General features: G+C 66.6%; 19 protein-coding genes. 10 read left to right on the top strand and 9 right to left on the bottom strand.

The features are described from left to right. The first annotated feature begins 33 nt into the window (after positions 1-33). Entirely contained in the window at positions 34-636 is a 603-nt protein-coding gene (locus EPL00_RS13255) for a metalloprotease (RefSeq protein WP_238398205.1), read from the top strand. Between the two features lie 22 nt (positions 637-658). On the opposite strand, the gene EPL00_RS13250 is transcribed toward EPL00_RS13255, so the two are convergent. Continuing rightward, entirely contained in the window at positions 659-901 is a 243-nt protein-coding gene (locus EPL00_RS13250; protein WP_135854634.1) for a PRC-barrel domain containing protein, read from the bottom strand. A gap of 550 nt (positions 902-1,451) precedes the next feature. Here EPL00_RS13250 and purM point away from each other — a divergent pair. Further along, positions 1,452-2,474 carry a phosphoribosylformylglycinamidine cyclo-ligase gene (purM, locus tag EPL00_RS13245; RefSeq protein WP_135854633.1) on the top strand — a complete coding sequence of 341 codons (1,023 nt, stop codon included), beginning with the start codon at positions 1,452-1,454 and terminating at the stop codon, positions 2,472-2,474. 208 nt (positions 2,475-2,682) lie between these two features. Beyond that, entirely contained in the window at positions 2,683-2,892 is a 210-nt protein-coding gene (locus tag EPL00_RS13240) for a dodecin family protein (protein WP_135854632.1), read from the top strand. 40 nt (positions 2,893-2,932) lie between these two features. Here the strand turns inward: EPL00_RS13240 and EPL00_RS13235 are convergent, their stop codons facing one another. The 7 genes from EPL00_RS13235 to EPL00_RS13205 all read right to left on the bottom strand — a co-directional run bounded on the left by EPL00_RS13235 (position 2,933) and on the right by EPL00_RS13205 (position 10,579). Further along, the gene (locus EPL00_RS13235; protein WP_135854631.1) at positions 2,933-3,751 is read right to left on the bottom strand and encodes a hypothetical protein; all 819 of its coding nucleotides are present in this window, start codon (positions 3,749-3,751) and stop codon (positions 2,933-2,935) included. 96 nt (positions 3,752-3,847) lie between these two features. Next, entirely contained in the window at positions 3,848-4,627 is a 780-nt protein-coding gene (locus EPL00_RS13230; RefSeq protein WP_135854630.1) for a bifunctional helix-turn-helix transcriptional regulator/GNAT family N-acetyltransferase, read from the bottom strand. A 24-nt stretch (positions 4,628-4,651) separates the two neighbouring features. Then, positions 4,652-5,104 (bottom strand): hypothetical protein, encoded by a 453-nt coding sequence (locus EPL00_RS13225; RefSeq protein ID WP_135854629.1) that lies wholly within the window; start codon positions 5,102-5,104, stop codon positions 4,652-4,654. Beyond that, positions 5,105-6,778 (bottom strand): FAD-dependent monooxygenase, encoded by a 1,674-nt coding sequence (locus tag EPL00_RS13220; protein WP_135854628.1) that lies wholly within the window; start codon positions 6,776-6,778, stop codon positions 5,105-5,107. Then, positions 6,771-8,372: an electron transfer flavoprotein subunit alpha/FixB family protein gene (locus tag EPL00_RS13215; protein WP_135854627.1), complete on the bottom strand. Its 1,602-nt coding sequence runs from the start codon at positions 8,370-8,372 to the stop codon at positions 6,771-6,773. Before EPL00_RS13215 ends, EPL00_RS13220 begins: the two co-directional genes overlap by 8 nt. Before the next feature lie 2 nt (positions 8,373-8,374). Then, positions 8,375-9,244 (bottom strand): electron transfer flavoprotein subunit beta/FixA family protein, encoded by an 870-nt coding sequence (locus EPL00_RS13210; RefSeq protein WP_135854626.1) that lies wholly within the window; start codon positions 9,242-9,244, stop codon positions 8,375-8,377. A gap of 210 nt (positions 9,245-9,454) precedes the next feature. After that, positions 9,455-10,579: a polymer-forming cytoskeletal protein gene (locus tag EPL00_RS13205; protein WP_135854625.1), complete on the bottom strand. Its 1,125-nt coding sequence runs from the start codon at positions 10,577-10,579 to the stop codon at positions 9,455-9,457. Positions 10,580-10,693: 114 nt separating this feature from the next. On the opposite strand from EPL00_RS13205, the gene EPL00_RS13200 reads away from it, so the two are divergent. From EPL00_RS13200 to EPL00_RS13195, 3 genes are all read left to right on the top strand, one after another. Continuing rightward, positions 10,694-10,891 carry a DUF5800 family protein gene (locus EPL00_RS13200; protein WP_135854624.1) on the top strand — a complete coding sequence of 66 codons (198 nt, stop codon included), beginning with the start codon at positions 10,694-10,696 and terminating at the stop codon, positions 10,889-10,891. Positions 10,892-11,015: 124 nt separating this feature from the next. After that, entirely contained in the window at positions 11,016-11,153 is a 138-nt protein-coding gene (locus EPL00_RS23580) for a hypothetical protein (protein WP_202932639.1), read from the top strand. Positions 11,154-11,217: 64 nt separating this feature from the next. Further along, on the top strand, positions 11,218-12,357 hold the full coding sequence (locus EPL00_RS13195) for a lamin tail domain-containing protein (protein WP_135854623.1): 1,140 nt from the start codon (positions 11,218-11,220) through the stop codon (positions 12,355-12,357). A gap of 149 nt (positions 12,358-12,506) precedes the next feature. Here EPL00_RS13195 and pan1 read toward each other — a convergent pair whose 3' ends face one another. Continuing rightward, positions 12,507-13,721, bottom strand: a complete 1,215-nt coding sequence (gene pan1 / locus EPL00_RS13190; RefSeq protein WP_135854622.1) for a proteasome-activating nucleotidase Pan1 — start codon at positions 13,719-13,721, stop codon at positions 12,507-12,509. A 253-nt stretch (positions 13,722-13,974) separates the two neighbouring features. Here pan1 and EPL00_RS13185 point away from each other — a divergent pair, with 253 nt between their 5' ends. The 4 genes from EPL00_RS13185 (at position 13,975) to EPL00_RS13170 (ending at position 16,216) form a co-directional block, all read left to right on the top strand. Beyond that, complete coding sequence (locus EPL00_RS13185; protein WP_135854621.1) at positions 13,975-14,250, top strand: MarR family transcriptional regulator; 276 nt, start codon at positions 13,975-13,977, stop codon at positions 14,248-14,250. Between the two features lie 300 nt (positions 14,251-14,550). Further along, positions 14,551-14,847 (top strand): hypothetical protein, encoded by a 297-nt coding sequence (locus EPL00_RS13180; RefSeq protein WP_135854620.1) that lies wholly within the window; start codon positions 14,551-14,553, stop codon positions 14,845-14,847. A 426-nt stretch (positions 14,848-15,273) separates the two neighbouring features. Further along, positions 15,274-15,531, top strand: a complete 258-nt coding sequence (locus EPL00_RS13175; RefSeq protein WP_135854619.1) for a BolA family protein — start codon at positions 15,274-15,276, stop codon at positions 15,529-15,531. 10 nt (positions 15,532-15,541) lie between these two features. Beyond that, complete coding sequence (locus EPL00_RS13170) at positions 15,542-16,216, top strand: trimeric intracellular cation channel family protein (protein ID WP_135854618.1); 675 nt, start codon at positions 15,542-15,544, stop codon at positions 16,214-16,216. Positions 16,217-16,232 lie beyond the last annotated feature (16 nt).

The raw sequence follows: 16,232 nt of genomic DNA, 5'->3' as shown, positions 1-16,232 counted from the left end.
GATGGAGGTGCGGTCGGCGTGAAGGTCGGCTCGATTCGGTTCGGGACGCGCGAACTGCTGGACATCGCCATCGCGTGGGCGGCCCTGAGCGTCGCGTTCGCGCTGTTCTTCGGCGGTGGCGGCCGGACGATTCTCTACCGCCCCGGCGTCTTGGTCGGCCTGCTTCCCGCGAGTCTCGTCACCGCGGGACTGGGCTTCCTGCTTCACGAGATGGCCCACAAGGTGACCGCGATTCGCTTCGGGCAGGTCGCGGAGTTCCGCGCCGACTACGGCATGCTCTTTCTCGCCGTCGCGGGCGCGCTTGCCGGGTTCCTCTTTGCCGCGCCCGGCGCAGTCTATCATCAGGGTCGCTCGACGCTCCGGGAGAACGGCCTCATCGCGCTCGCCGGGCCGCTGACGAACGTCGCACTCGGGATGGTGTTCTTCCCGCTGGAACTCGCGCTCGGCGGGACGCTCGGGAGCGTCGCGGCGCTGGGCGTCCGCATCAACTTCCTGCTGGCGGGGTTCAACATGATTCCGTTCGGCCCGCTCGACGGCAACACGGTCAAAGAGTGGAGTCTCCCGGCGTTCGTCGGGTTCGGCCTGCCCTGCTTCGCGCTGGCGGCGTGGGCGCTCTTCGGCTTCTCGTTCTTCTGAGTTCGGCGAGAAAACGCCGACTTCAGCGCTCGCCGTCCTTCTTTAACACGATTTCGTCGGCGGTGGCCTCCTCGACTGCGGTCTCTTGGACGGTGTAGTCCTCGTCGGAGGAGTCCGCCCGGTCGAGGTACTGCTGGCTGGTCTCGGGGTCCTCGGGGTCCACGTGCGCGACGCCTTGGTCCACCTTGGTGACGGTGCCGACGGTCTCGCCGTCGTGGCTCACGATTCGCTTGCCTTCGGCCTCCTCGGTGAGCGGTTCGTTCACGTACCGTTTTCCGGTCGATTCGGCAAAGAGTACTGTGGGCGATAGCTGGTAGGAACGTGGAGAGGAGACCGACTTTCGAGCCAACCGAAACGCGCTCGGTGACACGGACCACCGAAGCGAACGCTCGACGCGACGAACCGCGGGATGGGATAAAGGGGCCGCCCGCTCGCGGGTCGGAGACCCGTGGTCGTCTCAGCGACCGCTCTCCGGAGCGAGCGACCGCGAGCGGAGGAGATGTCGCCGAGCGACCGCGAGCGGGCGGGGGCTTTCGAAGAGGGAATCGCGCTCCTGTTCGGCCACATTGCAGAACGAGACGGTTGGACGAAGAAGCTAGCTTCAGGCTTGAGCAAATCATGCCGCTAACCGCACCTCGTCCTCCCCACCCTCCTCCCTCGCTCCCTGCGGTCGCGTCGGTCGTCCCTCGCACGACGTGCCGGACCACGAGGGTCCGCCCGCGCGCGCCGAGTCGAAGAGTCGATAGAATCCGGAGCCATCCCTCTCCCGACGCGCAAACGGTGGAATTTTACTCGCGCGACCCGCCCGTCTCACCATGACCGAAGACGAGGAGGAACTCACTTACGCGGACGCAGGAGTGGACATCGAGGCCAGCGAGGCCGCGACCGCGGCGCTAGTCGGTGCCGTGGGCGACATCGACGAGAGCGAGTACGCGGGACTGCTCGACATCGGCGACCGCTACCTCGCGCTGGCGACCGACGGCGTGGGCACGAAACTCCTCGTGGCCGAAGCGTTGGGCGACTACTCGACGGTCGGCATCGACTGCATCGCCATGAACGTCAACGACCTCTTGGCCTCGGGCGTCGAACCCGTCGCGTTCGTGGACTACCTCGCGGTGGACGAGCCGAGCGAGGAGTTCTCGAAGCAGGTCGGCGACGGACTTGCCGCCGGTGCCGACGAGGCCGGTATCGCGCTGGTCGGCGGCGAGACGGCCGTGATGCCCGAGGTCATCAAGGGACTCGACTTGGCGGGCGCGTGCGTCGGTCTCGCGCCGAAAGACGCCGTGTTCCCCGGCGAGGCCGAGGTCGGCGACGCGCTGGTCGGGTTCTCCTCCAGCGGCATCCACTCTAACGGACTCACCTTGGCGCGGGAGGCCGCGACGCGAAACCACGAGTACGGCGACCCCTTCCCGCTCGACGCCAGCGGAGCCGCGAGCGACGAGGAGGACGGCGACGGAAACGAGACCGAACCTCGCTCCGTCGGCGAGGTCCTGCTGGAACCGACGCGCATCTACACCTACCTGCTGGACCACCTGCGCGGCCGCGAGGTCCACGCCGCGGCCCACGTCACCGGCGGCGGATGGACCAACCTCTCACGGATGGGCGAGTTCCGCTACGAAATCGCCGACCCGTTCGACGCCCAACCGGTCTTCGAGTTCGTCCAGCAGGAGGGCAACGTCGGCGACGAGGAGATGCACCGGACGTTCAACATGGGCACCGGCTTCGTCGTCGCGCTCCCCGAAGACGACGCCGAGTCGCTGGCCGACGAGACCGACGGCCGGATTATCGGCGAGGTCCGCGAGGGCGACTGCGTGGCGATTCGGGACCTCGAACTGTAACGCCGGAGCGGTGACGTGCGGTTGCGGTCCGCTCGGCGTCGGCGGTCGCTCGTTCCTTCGTCGGCCGTCCGTTCTCTGCCACCGTCCGAAACCTACACCTGTCTCGAAAAACGAAAGATGTAGTTTTACCACGTCTAAATCTGTCTCCGATACGTCTCAGTTCGCGGCCACAAGACGCTACAGGAATCGCGTCGTACGGCCGCTGGCCATGACGGCAGTGAAAATCATCAAAGTTCTCGGGACTTCCGAGGAGGGATGGGAGCAGGCCGCTCACGAAGCGGTCGAGCAGGCGAGCCACACCATCGACGACATCCACGGCATCGAGGTCGAAGACTGGACCGCCGACGTGGAGAACGGCGAGATTCAGGAGTACAAGACCACCGTCGAGGTCGCGTTCCCGGTCCACGAACAGCAGTAACGCGACTCTCGGGTCGCGTCTCGCGGAGCGAGTCGGTCGCTTACTTTCCGGCGTCGGTGGGTTCCGCGGCGTTCACCCGCCAAGGTGCCTCCTCCGCCGGGGCAGTCAGAGCGTACCCGAGTACGAACCACGGCGTCGTCACGAGCGCGAACGCGACCGCGCCGCCCCCGACTGCGGACCCGTACCCCGCCGCGACAGCGTAGAGCGTACCACCGACCACGAGGAGACCGACCGGAACCAACGGCCGGAGCGACCCCCTGTCGCAGACCGCCGACCCGACGACCGACATCGAGACGAACGCCGCGGCCATCGCCTGCAAGTGAACGTACGACTGCGGTTCGTGCGCGCCGCCGACCACCACGTCGTAGTACTCGGTCGCCACGAGTGCGGCGAAGACGCCGAGCGGAATCCAGAGCGCACGTCGCGGCGTCAACGGTCGATATCGACCCGACCGGGCGGCGAAGATGCCGACGACGAACGAAATCACCGCGAGCGTCGAGAGGAGCATCCGGAGAATACCACCCAACCCGAGGCTCCCGGCGTCTCGCAGTTGGTACTCGTAGTAGACGCCCCGATACCGCACGTACTCGTGGTCAGCGAGCGCCTCGGAGGACGCGGCGTGTTCGCCGGACCACACGCTCTCGGAGTAGCCGTCATCTAGCGCCTCCTCGAAGCGGTCCCGCGCGACCGGCGGGAGGTCGTCGTAGGCGACGGTCTCGTCCGGCGACTGTTCGCCGACCTTTTCGACCGACGAGACGAAGTGGGCGGTCTCACCGTGGTGCGGAAAGAGATAGAGCGGATGGGCGACGAGCGCGAGACCGACGACGGCGAGGAGGACGCCGACCGACCGAGCGTTCATACCCGGCGTCTCGACGGCGCGAGTAAACCTCTTGTGGTGTCGTCTGGCCGACGTGTCCGTCGAAAGCCCGGACGAAAAATCGGGGACGGAGCGACGTTACAACTCGACGGCCATCATCACTTCGTCCACGTACTCGCCGCCTATCTTGTAGTGGTCCTCGCGGACCGCCTCGGTCTCCCAGCCGTGGTCTTTCAGGAACCCGATGGCGTACTCGTTTGTCGAGGGCGCGCTCTGGTAGACTTTCTCGTAGCCGTTCGACCCGGCCCACTCCAGTCCGCGCGCCAGCAGGTGGCTCCCGATGCCGTGTCCTTGATACTCGTCCAGCACGCCGACGGTCAACTCCGCGGTGTGGGCCAACTTGTCGAGTTCCGGCGCGTAGAGGTGGACCCACCCGACCACCTCGTCTCCCGGCCGGACGCCGGTCGAACCGTCCGAGTCGCCGCGCGCCTCGCCGCCGACCGTGGCGACGAAGAACATCCGGGATTCGATTTCGTTGTGGCGCAACAGCGCCTCGTCGTGGTCTATCTCGTCGGCGACGCTCTCGGCGACGATGTAACTGCCCTGTTCTGCGACCCGGCGAATCGCGCCGACGATGCCCGCGAGGTCCTCCTGTCGCGCAGGCCGGATGGTGAACTCGATACCGTCTACGTCGTACTCCTCGGCCGTGCCCTCGTCGAAGGAGGCCCGTAACATCCCGTCGTGTTCCTCCAGATAGCCGTCGCGTTTGAGGATGGCGACGTGGTGGCGGAACCCGCCGGGGTCCACGTGTAACACGTCGCGGGCCTCGTCTGCATCCACCTCGCCGTGGCTCTCGACGTACTCGTAGATTCGTTTCCGGTCCTCGTGGTCGAATTCGAGCGTTTCTGAAAACTTCATGGTTAATGATAACACACTCCGCGATTACTTAACTGTTTCTCGCGCTCCTCCCCACGCGACGCTCCGGTCGCGCTCGGGTACGCCGGTCAGCAGTCGCGCGGTCTCGACTACGTCTCGGGTTTCGACCACGGTCTCGGCGACCTCCCGGACGGTGAACTCCGCGGTTATCTCCCGGCCGTGACACCGGGCGTACAGTTCGAGCCAGTCGTTCGTGGCCTGCTCCAGCGCCGACATCTCCGCGCGGTCGAGGGGCGCGTACTCGCCGGTCCGGGCCTCGACGTACACCGCGACCACCTCGCCGACGCCGTCGCGACAGTAGCCCACGGCGCGCTCTTCGAGTCGGTCGGCGCGCTCCTCGGGCCGGTCGGCGCGCTCGTCGTCCGACGGGTCGGCCGAATCCGCGGGCGAGTCGAAGGTCCGGCGCTCCTCGCGGGCGCGCTCGGCCAGTCGCTCGATTCGCTCGCGGTAGTCGCTCATCTACCCCTCCTTGTACTCGACGCCCTTGCCTCCTCGCGGGTGTTCCCAGTCGGTGTCGGCGACCACGGCGCAGGTGCCACACTCGACGCAGGGCTGGGTGTCGAGGCTGACGCGCTTCTGTTCGCTCCCGTTGGTCTTGACGGTCTCCTCGCGGTAACAGCCGCCGCCGAAGTCCCGCGCGCTGACCGGGCAGGCGGTGACGGCCGCGCCGCTGGCTTCCACCGAATTGTCCCGTAGCTCGATGTGGGGGTTGCCCACGTCGGTATCGTAGGTCAGGTCGCCGATGCGCGTCGCGAGGTCCTTCGGTTCGAAGTCGGCCTCGCCGGTGACACGCTCGCCTAGCTCCTCGGCGATGACGGTCGGCAAAGTGACGTACGGCGTCTGGGTGTCGGGCACGATTTGGGAGAGGTACGGCGAGGAGTAGAGGTCTTCGAGGAGACCCGCCCCGCCGAGCAGGCGCACGCCGAGGCGACCGACCGACGACGAGACCAGCGAGTCGGTCAGGTCGGCCACGGCGTCGCGCTCGCCGAGCGCGCTGGCGACCCGATACCCTTTCGGCCGGAGTTTGCCCATGACGCCCTCGTCGCGGAGCTTTCGCTCGTAGAGGTCGCCAGCCTGCTCGGGTTTGCCGCGCAGTTTGGCCTCGGCGAACGCCTCGCCCGCGAGCGCCCCGGCCGAGACGGCGTGGTTCATCCCCTTGATGATGGGACCCTGCGCTTGCATCTGGCCCGCCGCGTCGCCGACGACGAGGAGTCGCCCCTCGTGGGGCGAGGGGTTCGCGGCCTTCTTCGAGTCGGGCACCAGCTTCGCGCTGTACTCCACTTCGTCGTAGTGGCCCTCCAGCCAGTCGGCGAGCAGGGGATGGGTCAGCAGGTTGTCGAGCAATTGGTGGGGTTCGGCCTCCTGTTCCACGATGCTGTCGAGGTGGAACACCGAGCCGATAGACAGCGAGTCCTCGTTGGTGTAGACGAACCCGCCGCCGCGCACGTCTTGGAACAGGTCCCCCGAGAACAGGTGGGCCTCGCCCTCGTCGTCGGCGACGCCGAACCGCTCGGCGATGATTTCCGGGGGCACGTCCACGACCGCCTTGACGCCTTGGAACCACTCCTCTGGCTCCTCCCAGTCCATCAGGCCCGCGTCGCGGGCCAACTCCGAGTTCACGCCGTCGGCCGCGACCACGAGGTCGGCCCGAATCGGGTCGAGTTCGTCGCAGGTGACGCCGACGATTTCCCCGCGTTCGCGGAGCAAGCCGTTCACCCGCACGTCGGTCAGGAGTCCGCCGCCGGTCTCGCTGGCCATCTCGTGGACGCGGTCGGCCATCCACGAGTCCATCCTCCGGCGAAGCACCGCGTCGGACCACGCGGTGTCGTGTTCGTGGAGGTCCGTGATGTCGAAGGTCTCGACCTTCTCGCCCGCGACGTTGTGCAGGTAGTAGTCGGTGACGGGGCGTTCCGTGGCCTCCTCGCGGAAGTCCGGGAAGAGCGCGTCCACGGTGTAGGGCGCGGACTCCTCGGCGTAGACGAGTCCGCCCGTCACGTTCTTCGACCCGGCTTCGACCCCGCGTTCGAGGACCAGCGTCTCCACGCCGTTTCGCGCCAGTACCGCCGCGGCGGCGGCCCCGCCGGGTCCGGCCCCGACCACGACCGCCTCGTAGTGTTCGTGTTCGTCAGTCATCGCTTACCTCCGCCGTCGCTTTCAGTTCGCCCGCCTCGATGGAGTCGGTGAGGCGGGGAAGCACCTCGAACAGGTCGCCCTCGACGTAGTAGTCGCTGAAGTCCCGAATCCGAGCGTCGGGGTCGGTGTTGATGGCGACGATGGTGTCCGACTCGTCCATCCCGACCTTGTGCTGGACCGCGCCCGAGATTCCGGCCGCGACGTAGAGAGTCGGCGCGACCTCTTGGCCGGTCTCGCCGATTTGGCGCTCCTCGGCGACGTAGTTGGCGACGTGGCCGTCCACGTCGTAGGAGGCCGTGACCACGCCCCGCGAGAGACCGAGCGCGGCGTCCTCGAAGGCGTCTACGAGGTCCAAGCCGAGTTCGATTCCCTTCGTCGGGTCGTCGCCGATGCCCCGGCCGAGGGCTACGACGACCTCGTGGCCGGTCAAATCGACGCCCTCGTCCAGTCGGTCGAACTCGGTCACGTCCACGCGGAACCAGTCGTCGGCGAGCGCGAGGTCGTGTTCGATTACCTCGCCCTCCCGGTCGTAATCCGGGTCGATGGGGTCGAAGCTCCCCGGAATCACCGAACAGCCCTGCGGGTGGAACTCCCGGCCGGGGTTGTCGAGACACAGAATCGTGGAGTACTCGAACCCCGAGAAGTCCGGGCGCTTCATGTGCAGGACGCGCTCGAACTCGACCTTCTCGCCGGGTTCGCCGGTCTTGACCGGGTTGGATATCAGTTCCTCCTCGATGAAGAGTCCGGAGCAGTCCGACGCGAGGCCGGAGTCGAGTTCGGCCTGCACCTGCGCCGAGAGGTCCCGGCCGTTGTTCGTCGCCGGGAAGAGGAAGTAGCGGGGCTTGTCGTAGTCGCGCCACTCGGCGGTCGGTTCGGTGCCGGGGTCGCCGGTCGCCCAGTTGGGCGGTTCGGCCCCGCCGCGGGCCATGTCGGCGACGATTTCGGTGTACGGCTTGTGGCGGAACCGCTGGAGACGGTCGTCCTCGTGGTAGACGGCCACGTCCGCGCCGTACGCGATTACCTCGTCGGCGAGGTCGGTCGTCGCGTCGGCGTCGCCGACGAGGAGGCCGACCACGCGCTCCGATTCGTACTCGTCGTTGTACGCGTCCATCAGCTCGCGGGCCTTCCCCAGCATCTCCTTGGACACGTCCAGCAGTTCGCCGCCTTGGGTCTCGCAGTAGACCCACATGTCCCCGTACTCGCCGCCCTTCAGCGCCCGGACGTGCTTCTTGTCGCGGGACTGGCGTTCGACCTCGTAGCTGACTTCGCCCGCGTCAGGAGCCACTTCGCCCTGTTCGGCGTCACCGGCTTCCTCGGGCGCGTCGGTGCCGCCCTCGTCGGCGTACTCCTCGTCGTGGTCGGTGTCGGCGGCCTCCCCATCCTCGGCGTCGGCCGCGGTCTCCCCGCCCTCGGTCGAGTCCTCTAACTCGTCGATGCGGGCCTGAATCGCCTCTCTGGCCGTCTTGCGGTCCTTGCCTTCCTGTTCGGCCGCGAGCGCGGCGTCGAGCGTCGCGGGGTCGTCGGCCGCCGCGAGTTTCTCCTCCAGTTGCTCGACGGTGTACTCGCTCGGGTCGAGGTCGGTATCGTCGGCCACGCTCAGTCACCTCCCGCCATCGGCCGCATCGTTTCGAGGAGTTCCGCCATTCCCTCCTCGTCGTCGGGGGTCATCGTCGTCGCCTCGCGCTCGGAGGGAGCCTTCGGAATCGGGTCCACGCCCGAGACGATGGTCGGCGAGCCGTCGAGACCGATGAAGTCGGGGTCCAAATCGAGGTCCTCGGCGCTCCACGTCGTGAGGTGGTCCTCGTACTCCGCGACGCGTTCCTCGGTCTCGGCCACGAGTCGCTTGTGTCTGAGTCGGTGTTCGGCCCGCCGATACGACGGCTCGAACTCGGGGTCGGTCACGACGAACGCGGGCAGGGGAGCCTCGACGGTCTCTATCTCGTCCACGTCGCCCTCCACGAGTCGCTTGGCGCGGAGTCGCCCGGCCTCCTCGTCCACGTCCAGCGAGATGACGTGGGTCACGATGGGCCTGTCGAGACACCAACTGGTCTGCGGGCCGGTCTGGCCGGTCTCGCCGTCCGCGGTCTTGAATCCCGCGAACACGAGGTCGGGTTCGCCCGATTGACCGTCTTCCTCGGCTATCTTCTCGATGCCGCCCGAGAGGGTGATGGCCGTGGACCACGTGTCGGCCGCGGCCATCTCCCGATCCGAGAGGAGATAGAGGTCGTCGGCGTAGACGCCCATCGCCTCCTCCAGCACGCTCTCGTAGCCCGGCGGCCCCATGCTCATCACGCTGACTCGTCCGCCCTGCTTGACCTTGGTCTGAAGCGCGGCCTGCAAGGCGAACTCGTCGTTGGGGTTCATCACCGTGGGGGTCGCGCCGCGTTCGAGGTGGCCGTCCTCGTCGAACGACACCTGTCCCTCCCTGAAGTCCGGCACGCCCTTCGTGAGAACTACCGAGTGCATCGACACCACCTGACAATAGTGAGTCTCTCTCCCATACGTCGTCAGTATATCATCGTCAATGTTTATTACATTAACCCCGGATACCGCCCCTCAGCTTCGGAAATCAACGGCAAAACCGAGTGTTCGACCGCCGAACCGGTCGAAGTCCGTCGAATCGTTCGGCGAAACCGCTACAGGGTCGGGAGTCGCCGAGAAACGTACGTCGCAGAATCAGTCGTCGGTGGGCGATTCGGTCGCCGAAGCGTCGCCGTCGGTCTCGGAGGTCGAATCGGTCTCGGAGGTCGAATCGGTCTCGGAGGCTGACTCGCCTTCGGCGGCCGACTCGCTCTCGTCTGCGCGTTCGACGCCGGAGTCGGTCGTCCCGACGCTCTCGGCGGTCCCGTCGGCCGCCGCGCTTCCGGCGGCGACGGCTCCGGTCTCGCTTCCCGTATCGTCGTCGTCGTCGCCGTGGTATCGCTTCCGGCCGCCGTCGCCGTCCGCGGCGATGTGTTCGTGAGTCCCGGCCTTGACCATCGACATCTCGCCGCTCGCGCGCATCGTCCCGTCCACTATCGCACCCTCGTGGAAGTGGAGGTCTTCGCAGGACACGTCGCCCCGGACCTCCACGTCGTCCGCGAGTTCGACGGTCCCGTTCCGGGTCGTCACGTCGCCGTGGATGACCGTACTCTCGCCGACGGCGATGTCGCCGCGCGCTCGGAGACTCCCGAACACGTCGTTGCGCTGGCCGATTGCGATGGACTCGGCGCGGATGTTACCGTGGAGTCGGCAGTCGTCGCCGATGGTCGCGGGGGTCGAGACCCGCCACGAGTCGTCGGAGACGTGGCCGTTCCGCGGGACGACGACCGGGTCGGCTTCGACCTCCTCGTTTTCGAGGAGTTCCGAGAAGACCTCCTCGGCGGCTTCCTCCTCGCCGATGCGAAGCAGTTGCTGGAGGTAGACGAACACGAAGACGATGGTCGGCATCGGGTTCCGGATGACTATCCACCCGTTGGCCTCGAACCCCTCCTCGATGTCCACGTCGTCGCCGATGTCGAGGTCGCCGCTGACCATTAGGCGACCGCCGACGTGGACGCGCTCGCCGAGGTAGGCGTCCCGGCCCACCAGCACGTTGTCCCGCACGTCCGACCACATGTCGAGGCGACAGTCGGCCTCGGCCTCGATGTGGCCGCCGAACTGGACGCGCTCCCCGGCGATGACGTTGTGGCCTCGGACGCCGAACTCGACCGTACTCTGGCCGCCGACGATTACGTCGCCGTCGGTCACGAGGTCGTGCTCCTCGACTGTCGTCCCGTCCGGGATGGCGAGTTCGTCCAAGGGGTCCGAACCAAGCGGCACACCGGAACGTTTCGGTCGAACCATTATAAACTTCAGTCAGACATCTGCCGGAAATCGAACACTCCCCGCACCGATTCGGAGAGGTTTTTAAATACTGGCCCCAAACGCGGGGGTATGACGACGCTCGCGTTCGACGAGGACGGCGTGGACGTGGTGTACGAGGGCACGGAGTTTCGCCTCTCGAAGGACCTCATCGAAGGGGCGACCGGCAAGTCCTACTTCGACGTGACCGACCACGAGGTGCTTCGAATCGTCGAGAAGGACCCGGAACTGGCTGGCGAGGCCCGACGCATCGGCGATATCCTGCGATAGCGCGCGCCACTCCTCGTCGCGGAGCGCGGCTCCGGCGTCGGTCCCGGATTCGCAGTTCCCCGGTTTCGACAACCTGCCGCCGGTTTCAGGTAGGGTTAAGGGCCGCTGGCCCGAGCAATCGGGTATGAACCTGCCCGCCGACTTCGACCACCCCTCGTGGGTGACCGCGTTCGGAACGCTCGCCGGTTACGGTGCCATCCTGCTGGCGATGTTCGTCGTGCTGTTTCTGGTCCCCTACGCGGCGTTCCTCGCTCTCGGGTGAACCTGTCTGCTCTCCGACAGCTCCGAATAGCTAAGCGTCCTGCGGTCGGTTCTCCGTCGGGGGAATGGGAGTGACAGACACGAATCCGTGGACGACCAGAACCACGACCGACCACGACGAGATACGCGAGTGGGTCGAGGCCCGCGACGCCGAACCCACACACGTACAGCAGACCGGCGAGGGCGACGACCTCGGCGTCTTACGCATCGACTTTCCGGACGACGGCCCGGACCGAAACCTCGAAGCCGTCCCATGGGACCGGTTCTTCGGGAAGTTCGAGGAGGCCGACCTCGCGTTTCGCTACCAGAACGAGAAGAAGAACGGCGAACGGAGCTACTTCCACCGGTTCGTGAGTCGCGACGTGATGCCCGGCCGGACGAAGACGACGACCGACCGCGAGGCTATCCGCGAGTGGGCCGAGAAGCGAGACGCGACGCCCGCCCACGTCGTCGGCACGGGCGAGGGCGACGACGTTGGCATCCTGCGACTCGACTTCCCCGAGGAGGACCCGGACCCGCGACTCGACGCGATTTCGTGGGAGCAGTTCTTCGAGAAGTTCGACCGCGAGCGACTGGCCCTACGCTATCAGGACACCAAGAAGAGCGGCGAGCGAAGCGACTTCCACCGGTTCGTGAACCGCGAGGCGACCGGGGTCGCCGACGTGCCCGAGGCGGACGTGGCCGTCGTCGCCGTGGAGACGGTGCCGGTCGCCGGAGGCGAGACGGGGGCCGACCGCGACACGGCCGAGGAGGCCGACCGCGACGCGGCCGACGACGAGACGAGTCCGGACACGGACCCGGCACGCGGTTCGACCGCCGAGGGCGTCCCCGACGAGGTACTCGGCAACCGCCGCCCGCGAGTGCCGAGACTGACCGCCGGACTCGTGGTGGACGAGATTCACGAGAACGCGCGGGGCTACGACCACTGGAACAAGAACGACGAGTACGTCGTCCTCCGCAACGAGGCCGACGACCCGCTGGACCTGACGGGGTGGACCGTCGAGAACTCCGACGGGACGACCTACGAGTTTCCCGACGAGTTCCTCCTCGATCCGAACCGGTCGGTGACGATTCACTCCGGGTCGGGCGAGGACGCCGACGACCACCTCTTCTGGGGGTCGTCCCGCGCGGTCTGGAAGAACACCGGCGACGTGGTGACCGTCCGCGACGAGACCGACCGGCGCGTGATTCGGGTATCGTACTGACGACGCGTTAGTCGGCTGTCGTGCTGAGGCGGGGCGTATTCCGGTGTCGTATCGAGACGGCGCGTCGTCCGACCGACGGCCGGTCGGCTACCCGGTTCGTGGAGAGAAGGGAAAGTACGACGAGGAGCCCCGTTGTGCGGGAGTTCGCGTCAGGCGAACGTCTTCGAGATCTCTTCTTCTTCGTCCTCGGCGTCGATCTTCGCCTTGGCCTCCTCGAAGTCCGCCATCCGAATCTCGGTGCGGTCGTCGCGGATGGCGAACATCCCGGCCTCGGTGCAGACGGCCTTGATGTCCGCGCCGGAGGCGTCCTCGGCGTTCTTGGCCAACTTCTCGAAATCCACGTCGTCGGCGACGTTCATGTCGCGGGTGTGGATGCGGAAGATTTTCTCGCGGCCTTCGAGGTTCGGCTTAGGCACCTCGATGAGGCGGTCGAACCGGCCGGGCCGCAGGATGGCGCGGTCGAGCATGTCGAAGCGGTTCGTGGCCGCGATGATGCGAATCTCGCCGCGGTCCTCGAAGCCGTCCATCTCGCTGAGCAGTTGCATCATCGTCCGCTGGACCTCGGCGTCGCCGGAGGTCTTCGAGTCGGTGCGCTTGGCGGCGATGGCGTCTATCTCGTCGATGAAGAGGACGGCGGGTTCGTGCTGGCGCGCGACCTCGAAGAGGTCACGGACCAGTTTCGCCCCCTCGCCGATGAACTTGTGAACGAGTTCCGACCCGGCCATCTTGATGAAGGTGGCGTCGGTCTGGTTGGCGACGGCTTTGGCGAGCATCGTCTTGCCCGTGCCGGGCGGGCCGTACAGGAGGACGCCGCTCGGCGGCTCGATGCCGACCTCGCCGAACATCTCGGGGCGTTCGAGGGGCATCTCGACGGTCTCGCGGACCTCGTTCATCTGCTCTTCGAGGCCGCCGATGTCCTCGTAGGTCACGGAAGGACTCTCCTCGACCTGCATGACTCGGGCGCGCACGTCGGTCTCGTTCTCCAGCGTCTTCACGATAGACAGAGAGTTGTTGACGGCCACGCGGTCGTCGGGTTCGAGGTCCTCGCGCATCTCGTCGGTGACCTCGGTGACGGCCTCTTGGTTGTTGCCGTGCTGTTTGATGATGACGCCCTCGTCGGTGAGTTCTTGGACGGTGGCGACGAACAGCGGCGACTGCTTGAGTTTCTTGTTCTCGTGGGTCAGGCGTTCGAGCTTCTGCTGGTACTTGTTGTTCTCGGCGTTCGCATCCAGAAGCTTGTCGCGCATCTCCTCGTTCTGCGACTCCAGAACCTCCAACCGCTCTTGAAGGGCCTCTATCTTGTCCTGCTGGGACGCGCTCTCCTCGTCGTAGGGGAGGTCTACGTCTTCCACAGTGTCGGTCATCACGACGCTCTAGGTCCCTCCCTCATAAGAGGCTTCGGGTGGGTGTGACGCATGTCAGACAGTATCACAGTCGGGTCGGCGAGTCGGGATAGTTTACACCTCTCCGAGGAGGTAATCTTGCGGACGGAACGGGGGAGAGGCGTCCGACTCGCTCGTCGCTCGCGCGCCCGTCGGGGCGGACCGGTGAAATAAACAACAGTAATATATCGAAAGGAGAAATATTATTAGGCCGTATCCAAAAGTAGGTCGTAGCATGAGTACCTCAGAGACTGCACGCACGAAGGAGAGTCGGCTGACGGGGGAGAACGCCACCGAGGAGATACGGGACCTGCCGCCGAGCGCCAAGTTGGTCGCCAAGGTGCTGGAGTACAACGACACCCTGACCCAGAGCCAGATCGCCGAGGAGTCCCTGCTTCCGGACCGGACGGTCCGCTACGCGCTGAACCGCCTCGACGACGAGGGCATCGTCTCCTCGCGGTTCTCGTTCTCGGACGCCCGCAAGCGACTCTACACGCTGGACCTCGACTGACCGCCGACCGCCAGACTTCGACCGAGCGCCTTCGGGGAGCGTGGGGTACCGGTCGGCTCTCGGAACGCTCTACAGTTTTTCCAACGACGCAATATCGGGAGACGTGCCGCTGTCCTCTCGTTTCGGCCTCCTCGTCTCTCGGGTCCTCGCCGTCTCCTCGTCCCTCCTCGTCTCTCGGTCCGCTTCTCGCCCCGCCTCGTCTCTCGGTCCGCTTCTCGTCCCGCCTCGTCTCTCGGTCCACTCCCGGAACGACGCGCCGCGGCCGAAGTGTTCAGGGGCGACGACGAGCAAGGGCCGAGTATGGGCGACGAACTGCAACCCGACGACGTAGAGGAGGGAACGCGCGTTCGCGTCGAGTGGTCGCCGCGGGGCGGTCGCGGGGCCAGCGACGCCGCGACCGGCGAGGTCACGCGGGTCTGGCGGCCCGACGAGGAGGTCGAGGAGTTCACCGTCCAACGCGACGACGACGCCATCAACGTCTACACCGACTACCGGAAACCGGTGGTCGAGCGCGTCGAGGGCGGCTTGGAGGAGGGTGACGACCCCGAGACCGAGACGGTCGGTCGGTTGGATAGCATCGTCCCCGCGAGCGAGTGAACGAGTCGGCGATTTTTTCGTGACTGTACCGGGAATCGTACAGCACCACGACAGCACCGCAGTACAGCACTACGACAGCACTGTAGTACAGCACTACGACAGCACCGTAGTACAGCACTACGACAGCACCGCAACCGTACAGCGGACTATCGCCGACAACGAGGAGTCACCGCACGGCACCACGAGAGCCACACCCTCCCCAACCGATTGCGTTGCTCGGTCGCTTCGCTCCACTGCGCTACTCATCCCTCGCGCGGAAGGACGCGACACGCAGAGCAGTCGCGTCCGCACGCGCCGAATTGAAAGGTGGTACAGTCGCAGTCGTCGCCGATTCTCCAGTATTCCGTGCTGGTCCGAAGCCCCCTCGACCGAAACGCGCGGTCGGGTATCCACACGCATTTGGCCTCTCGCTTCCTATCCGAAGCCATGAACGCCGACGACGTGAAGGAACTCATCGAATCGAATCTCGAAGACGCCGAGGCGACCGTCAGCCACCCCCGCGGCGTGGACGACGAGGACCACCTTGCGGCCACCGTCGTCTCGCCCGCGTTCGAGGGCGAACCGCTCGTCGCCCAACACGAACTGGTCTACGACGCGCTGGGCGACCACATGACCGACGACATCCACGCGCTCGAACTCAAGACCTACACGCCCGACGAGTACGCCGAGCGCGCCGAGGAGTAACCGACCGAGCGTGATTCGAGACCTCCTCGGCCCGCTGGTGGCCGACCCGTTCACCGCGATGAACACGGTGGGGCTGGTCGCGTTCGCGCTCGTCGGCGCGACCAAGGCGATACGCGAGGAGTTCGACGTGTTCGGCATCGCCGTCGTCGGCCTCGTCACCGCCTTCGCTGGCGGGGCCACCCGCGACGTGCTGGTGAACCGCGTCCCGCTCGCGCTCGGGTCGCTCGGCGAGATCAGCCTCGGTCTCCTCGGGGTCGCGCTGGCGGTCGGACTGACCGTCCTCCTCGACTCGCCGGAGGCCCACCCCGTCACGCTCGCGGCCGACGCCGTGGGACTCGCGGCGTTCGCCACCGCCGGGTCCATCGTGGCGACCGACGCCGGACTGTCGAGTTTCGGCGTCGTGGCGATAGCGACCATCAACGCGGTCGGCGGCGGCGCGTTCGCCGACCTCCTGCTCGACCGCTCGCCGTTCGTCCTCTTCGACGACTTCTACGCGAGTTGCGCGCTCCTCGGCGGGAGCGCCTACTGGGCCGCCGGAGCAGTCGGCCTCGGAGGAGGTACCGCCGCCGCCGTCTGCGCCGCCACGACGCTCGCGACGCGACTCGCGGCGGTCAACTACGACTGGGGACTCCCGACGGCCCAGACGCTCGGACTGGCCCGCGAGCGAGTCGGCGAAAAGAGATAGCGGAGTCGTTCGACGG

This window comes from Halorussus salinus (assembly GCF_004765815.2).
Taxonomy (GTDB): Archaea; Halobacteriota; Halobacteria; order Halobacteriales; family Haladaptataceae; genus Halorussus; species Halorussus salinus.
The sequence above is the reverse complement of the archived record's forward strand: the minus strand, read 5'-3'. Positions and strand labels throughout refer to the sequence as shown.

What these genes read in the sequence shown, in the direction of transcription:
- EPL00_RS13180 (WP_135854620.1), top strand. Translation starts at nt 14,551, where the DNA reads ATGGGCGACGAACTGCAACCCGACGACGTAGAGGAGGGAACGCGCGTT.
- EPL00_RS13185 (WP_135854621.1), top strand. Translation starts at nt 13,975, where the DNA reads ATGAGTACCTCAGAGACTGCACGCACGAAGGAGAGTCGGCTGACGGGG.
- EPL00_RS13195 (WP_135854623.1), top strand. Translation starts at nt 11,218, where the DNA reads ATGGGAGTGACAGACACGAATCCGTGGACGACCAGAACCACGACCGAC.
- EPL00_RS13210 (WP_135854626.1), bottom strand. Translation starts at nt 9,244, where the DNA reads ATGCACTCGGTAGTTCTCACGAAGGGCGTGCCGGACTTCAGGGAGGGA.
- EPL00_RS13175 (WP_135854619.1), top strand. Translation starts at nt 15,274, where the DNA reads ATGAACGCCGACGACGTGAAGGAACTCATCGAATCGAATCTCGAAGAC.
- EPL00_RS13240 (WP_135854632.1), top strand. Translation starts at nt 2,683, where the DNA reads ATGACGGCAGTGAAAATCATCAAAGTTCTCGGGACTTCCGAGGAGGGA.
- EPL00_RS13200 (WP_135854624.1), top strand. Translation starts at nt 10,694, where the DNA reads ATGACGACGCTCGCGTTCGACGAGGACGGCGTGGACGTGGTGTACGAG.
- EPL00_RS13230 (WP_135854630.1), bottom strand. Translation starts at nt 4,627, where the DNA reads ATGAAGTTTTCAGAAACGCTCGAATTCGACCACGAGGACCGGAAACGA.
- EPL00_RS23580 (WP_202932639.1), top strand. Translation starts at nt 11,016, where the DNA reads ATGAACCTGCCCGCCGACTTCGACCACCCCTCGTGGGTGACCGCGTTC.
- EPL00_RS13220 (WP_135854628.1), bottom strand. Translation starts at nt 6,778, where the DNA reads ATGACTGACGAACACGAACACTACGAGGCGGTCGTGGTCGGGGCCGGA.
- pan1 (WP_135854622.1), bottom strand. Translation starts at nt 13,721, where the DNA reads ATGACCGACACTGTGGAAGACGTAGACCTCCCCTACGACGAGGAGAGC.
- EPL00_RS13225 (WP_135854629.1), bottom strand. Translation starts at nt 5,104, where the DNA reads ATGAGCGACTACCGCGAGCGAATCGAGCGACTGGCCGAGCGCGCCCGC.
- purM (WP_135854633.1), top strand. Translation starts at nt 1,452, where the DNA reads ATGACCGAAGACGAGGAGGAACTCACTTACGCGGACGCAGGAGTGGAC.
- EPL00_RS13235 (WP_135854631.1), bottom strand. Translation starts at nt 3,751, where the DNA reads ATGAACGCTCGGTCGGTCGGCGTCCTCCTCGCCGTCGTCGGTCTCGCG.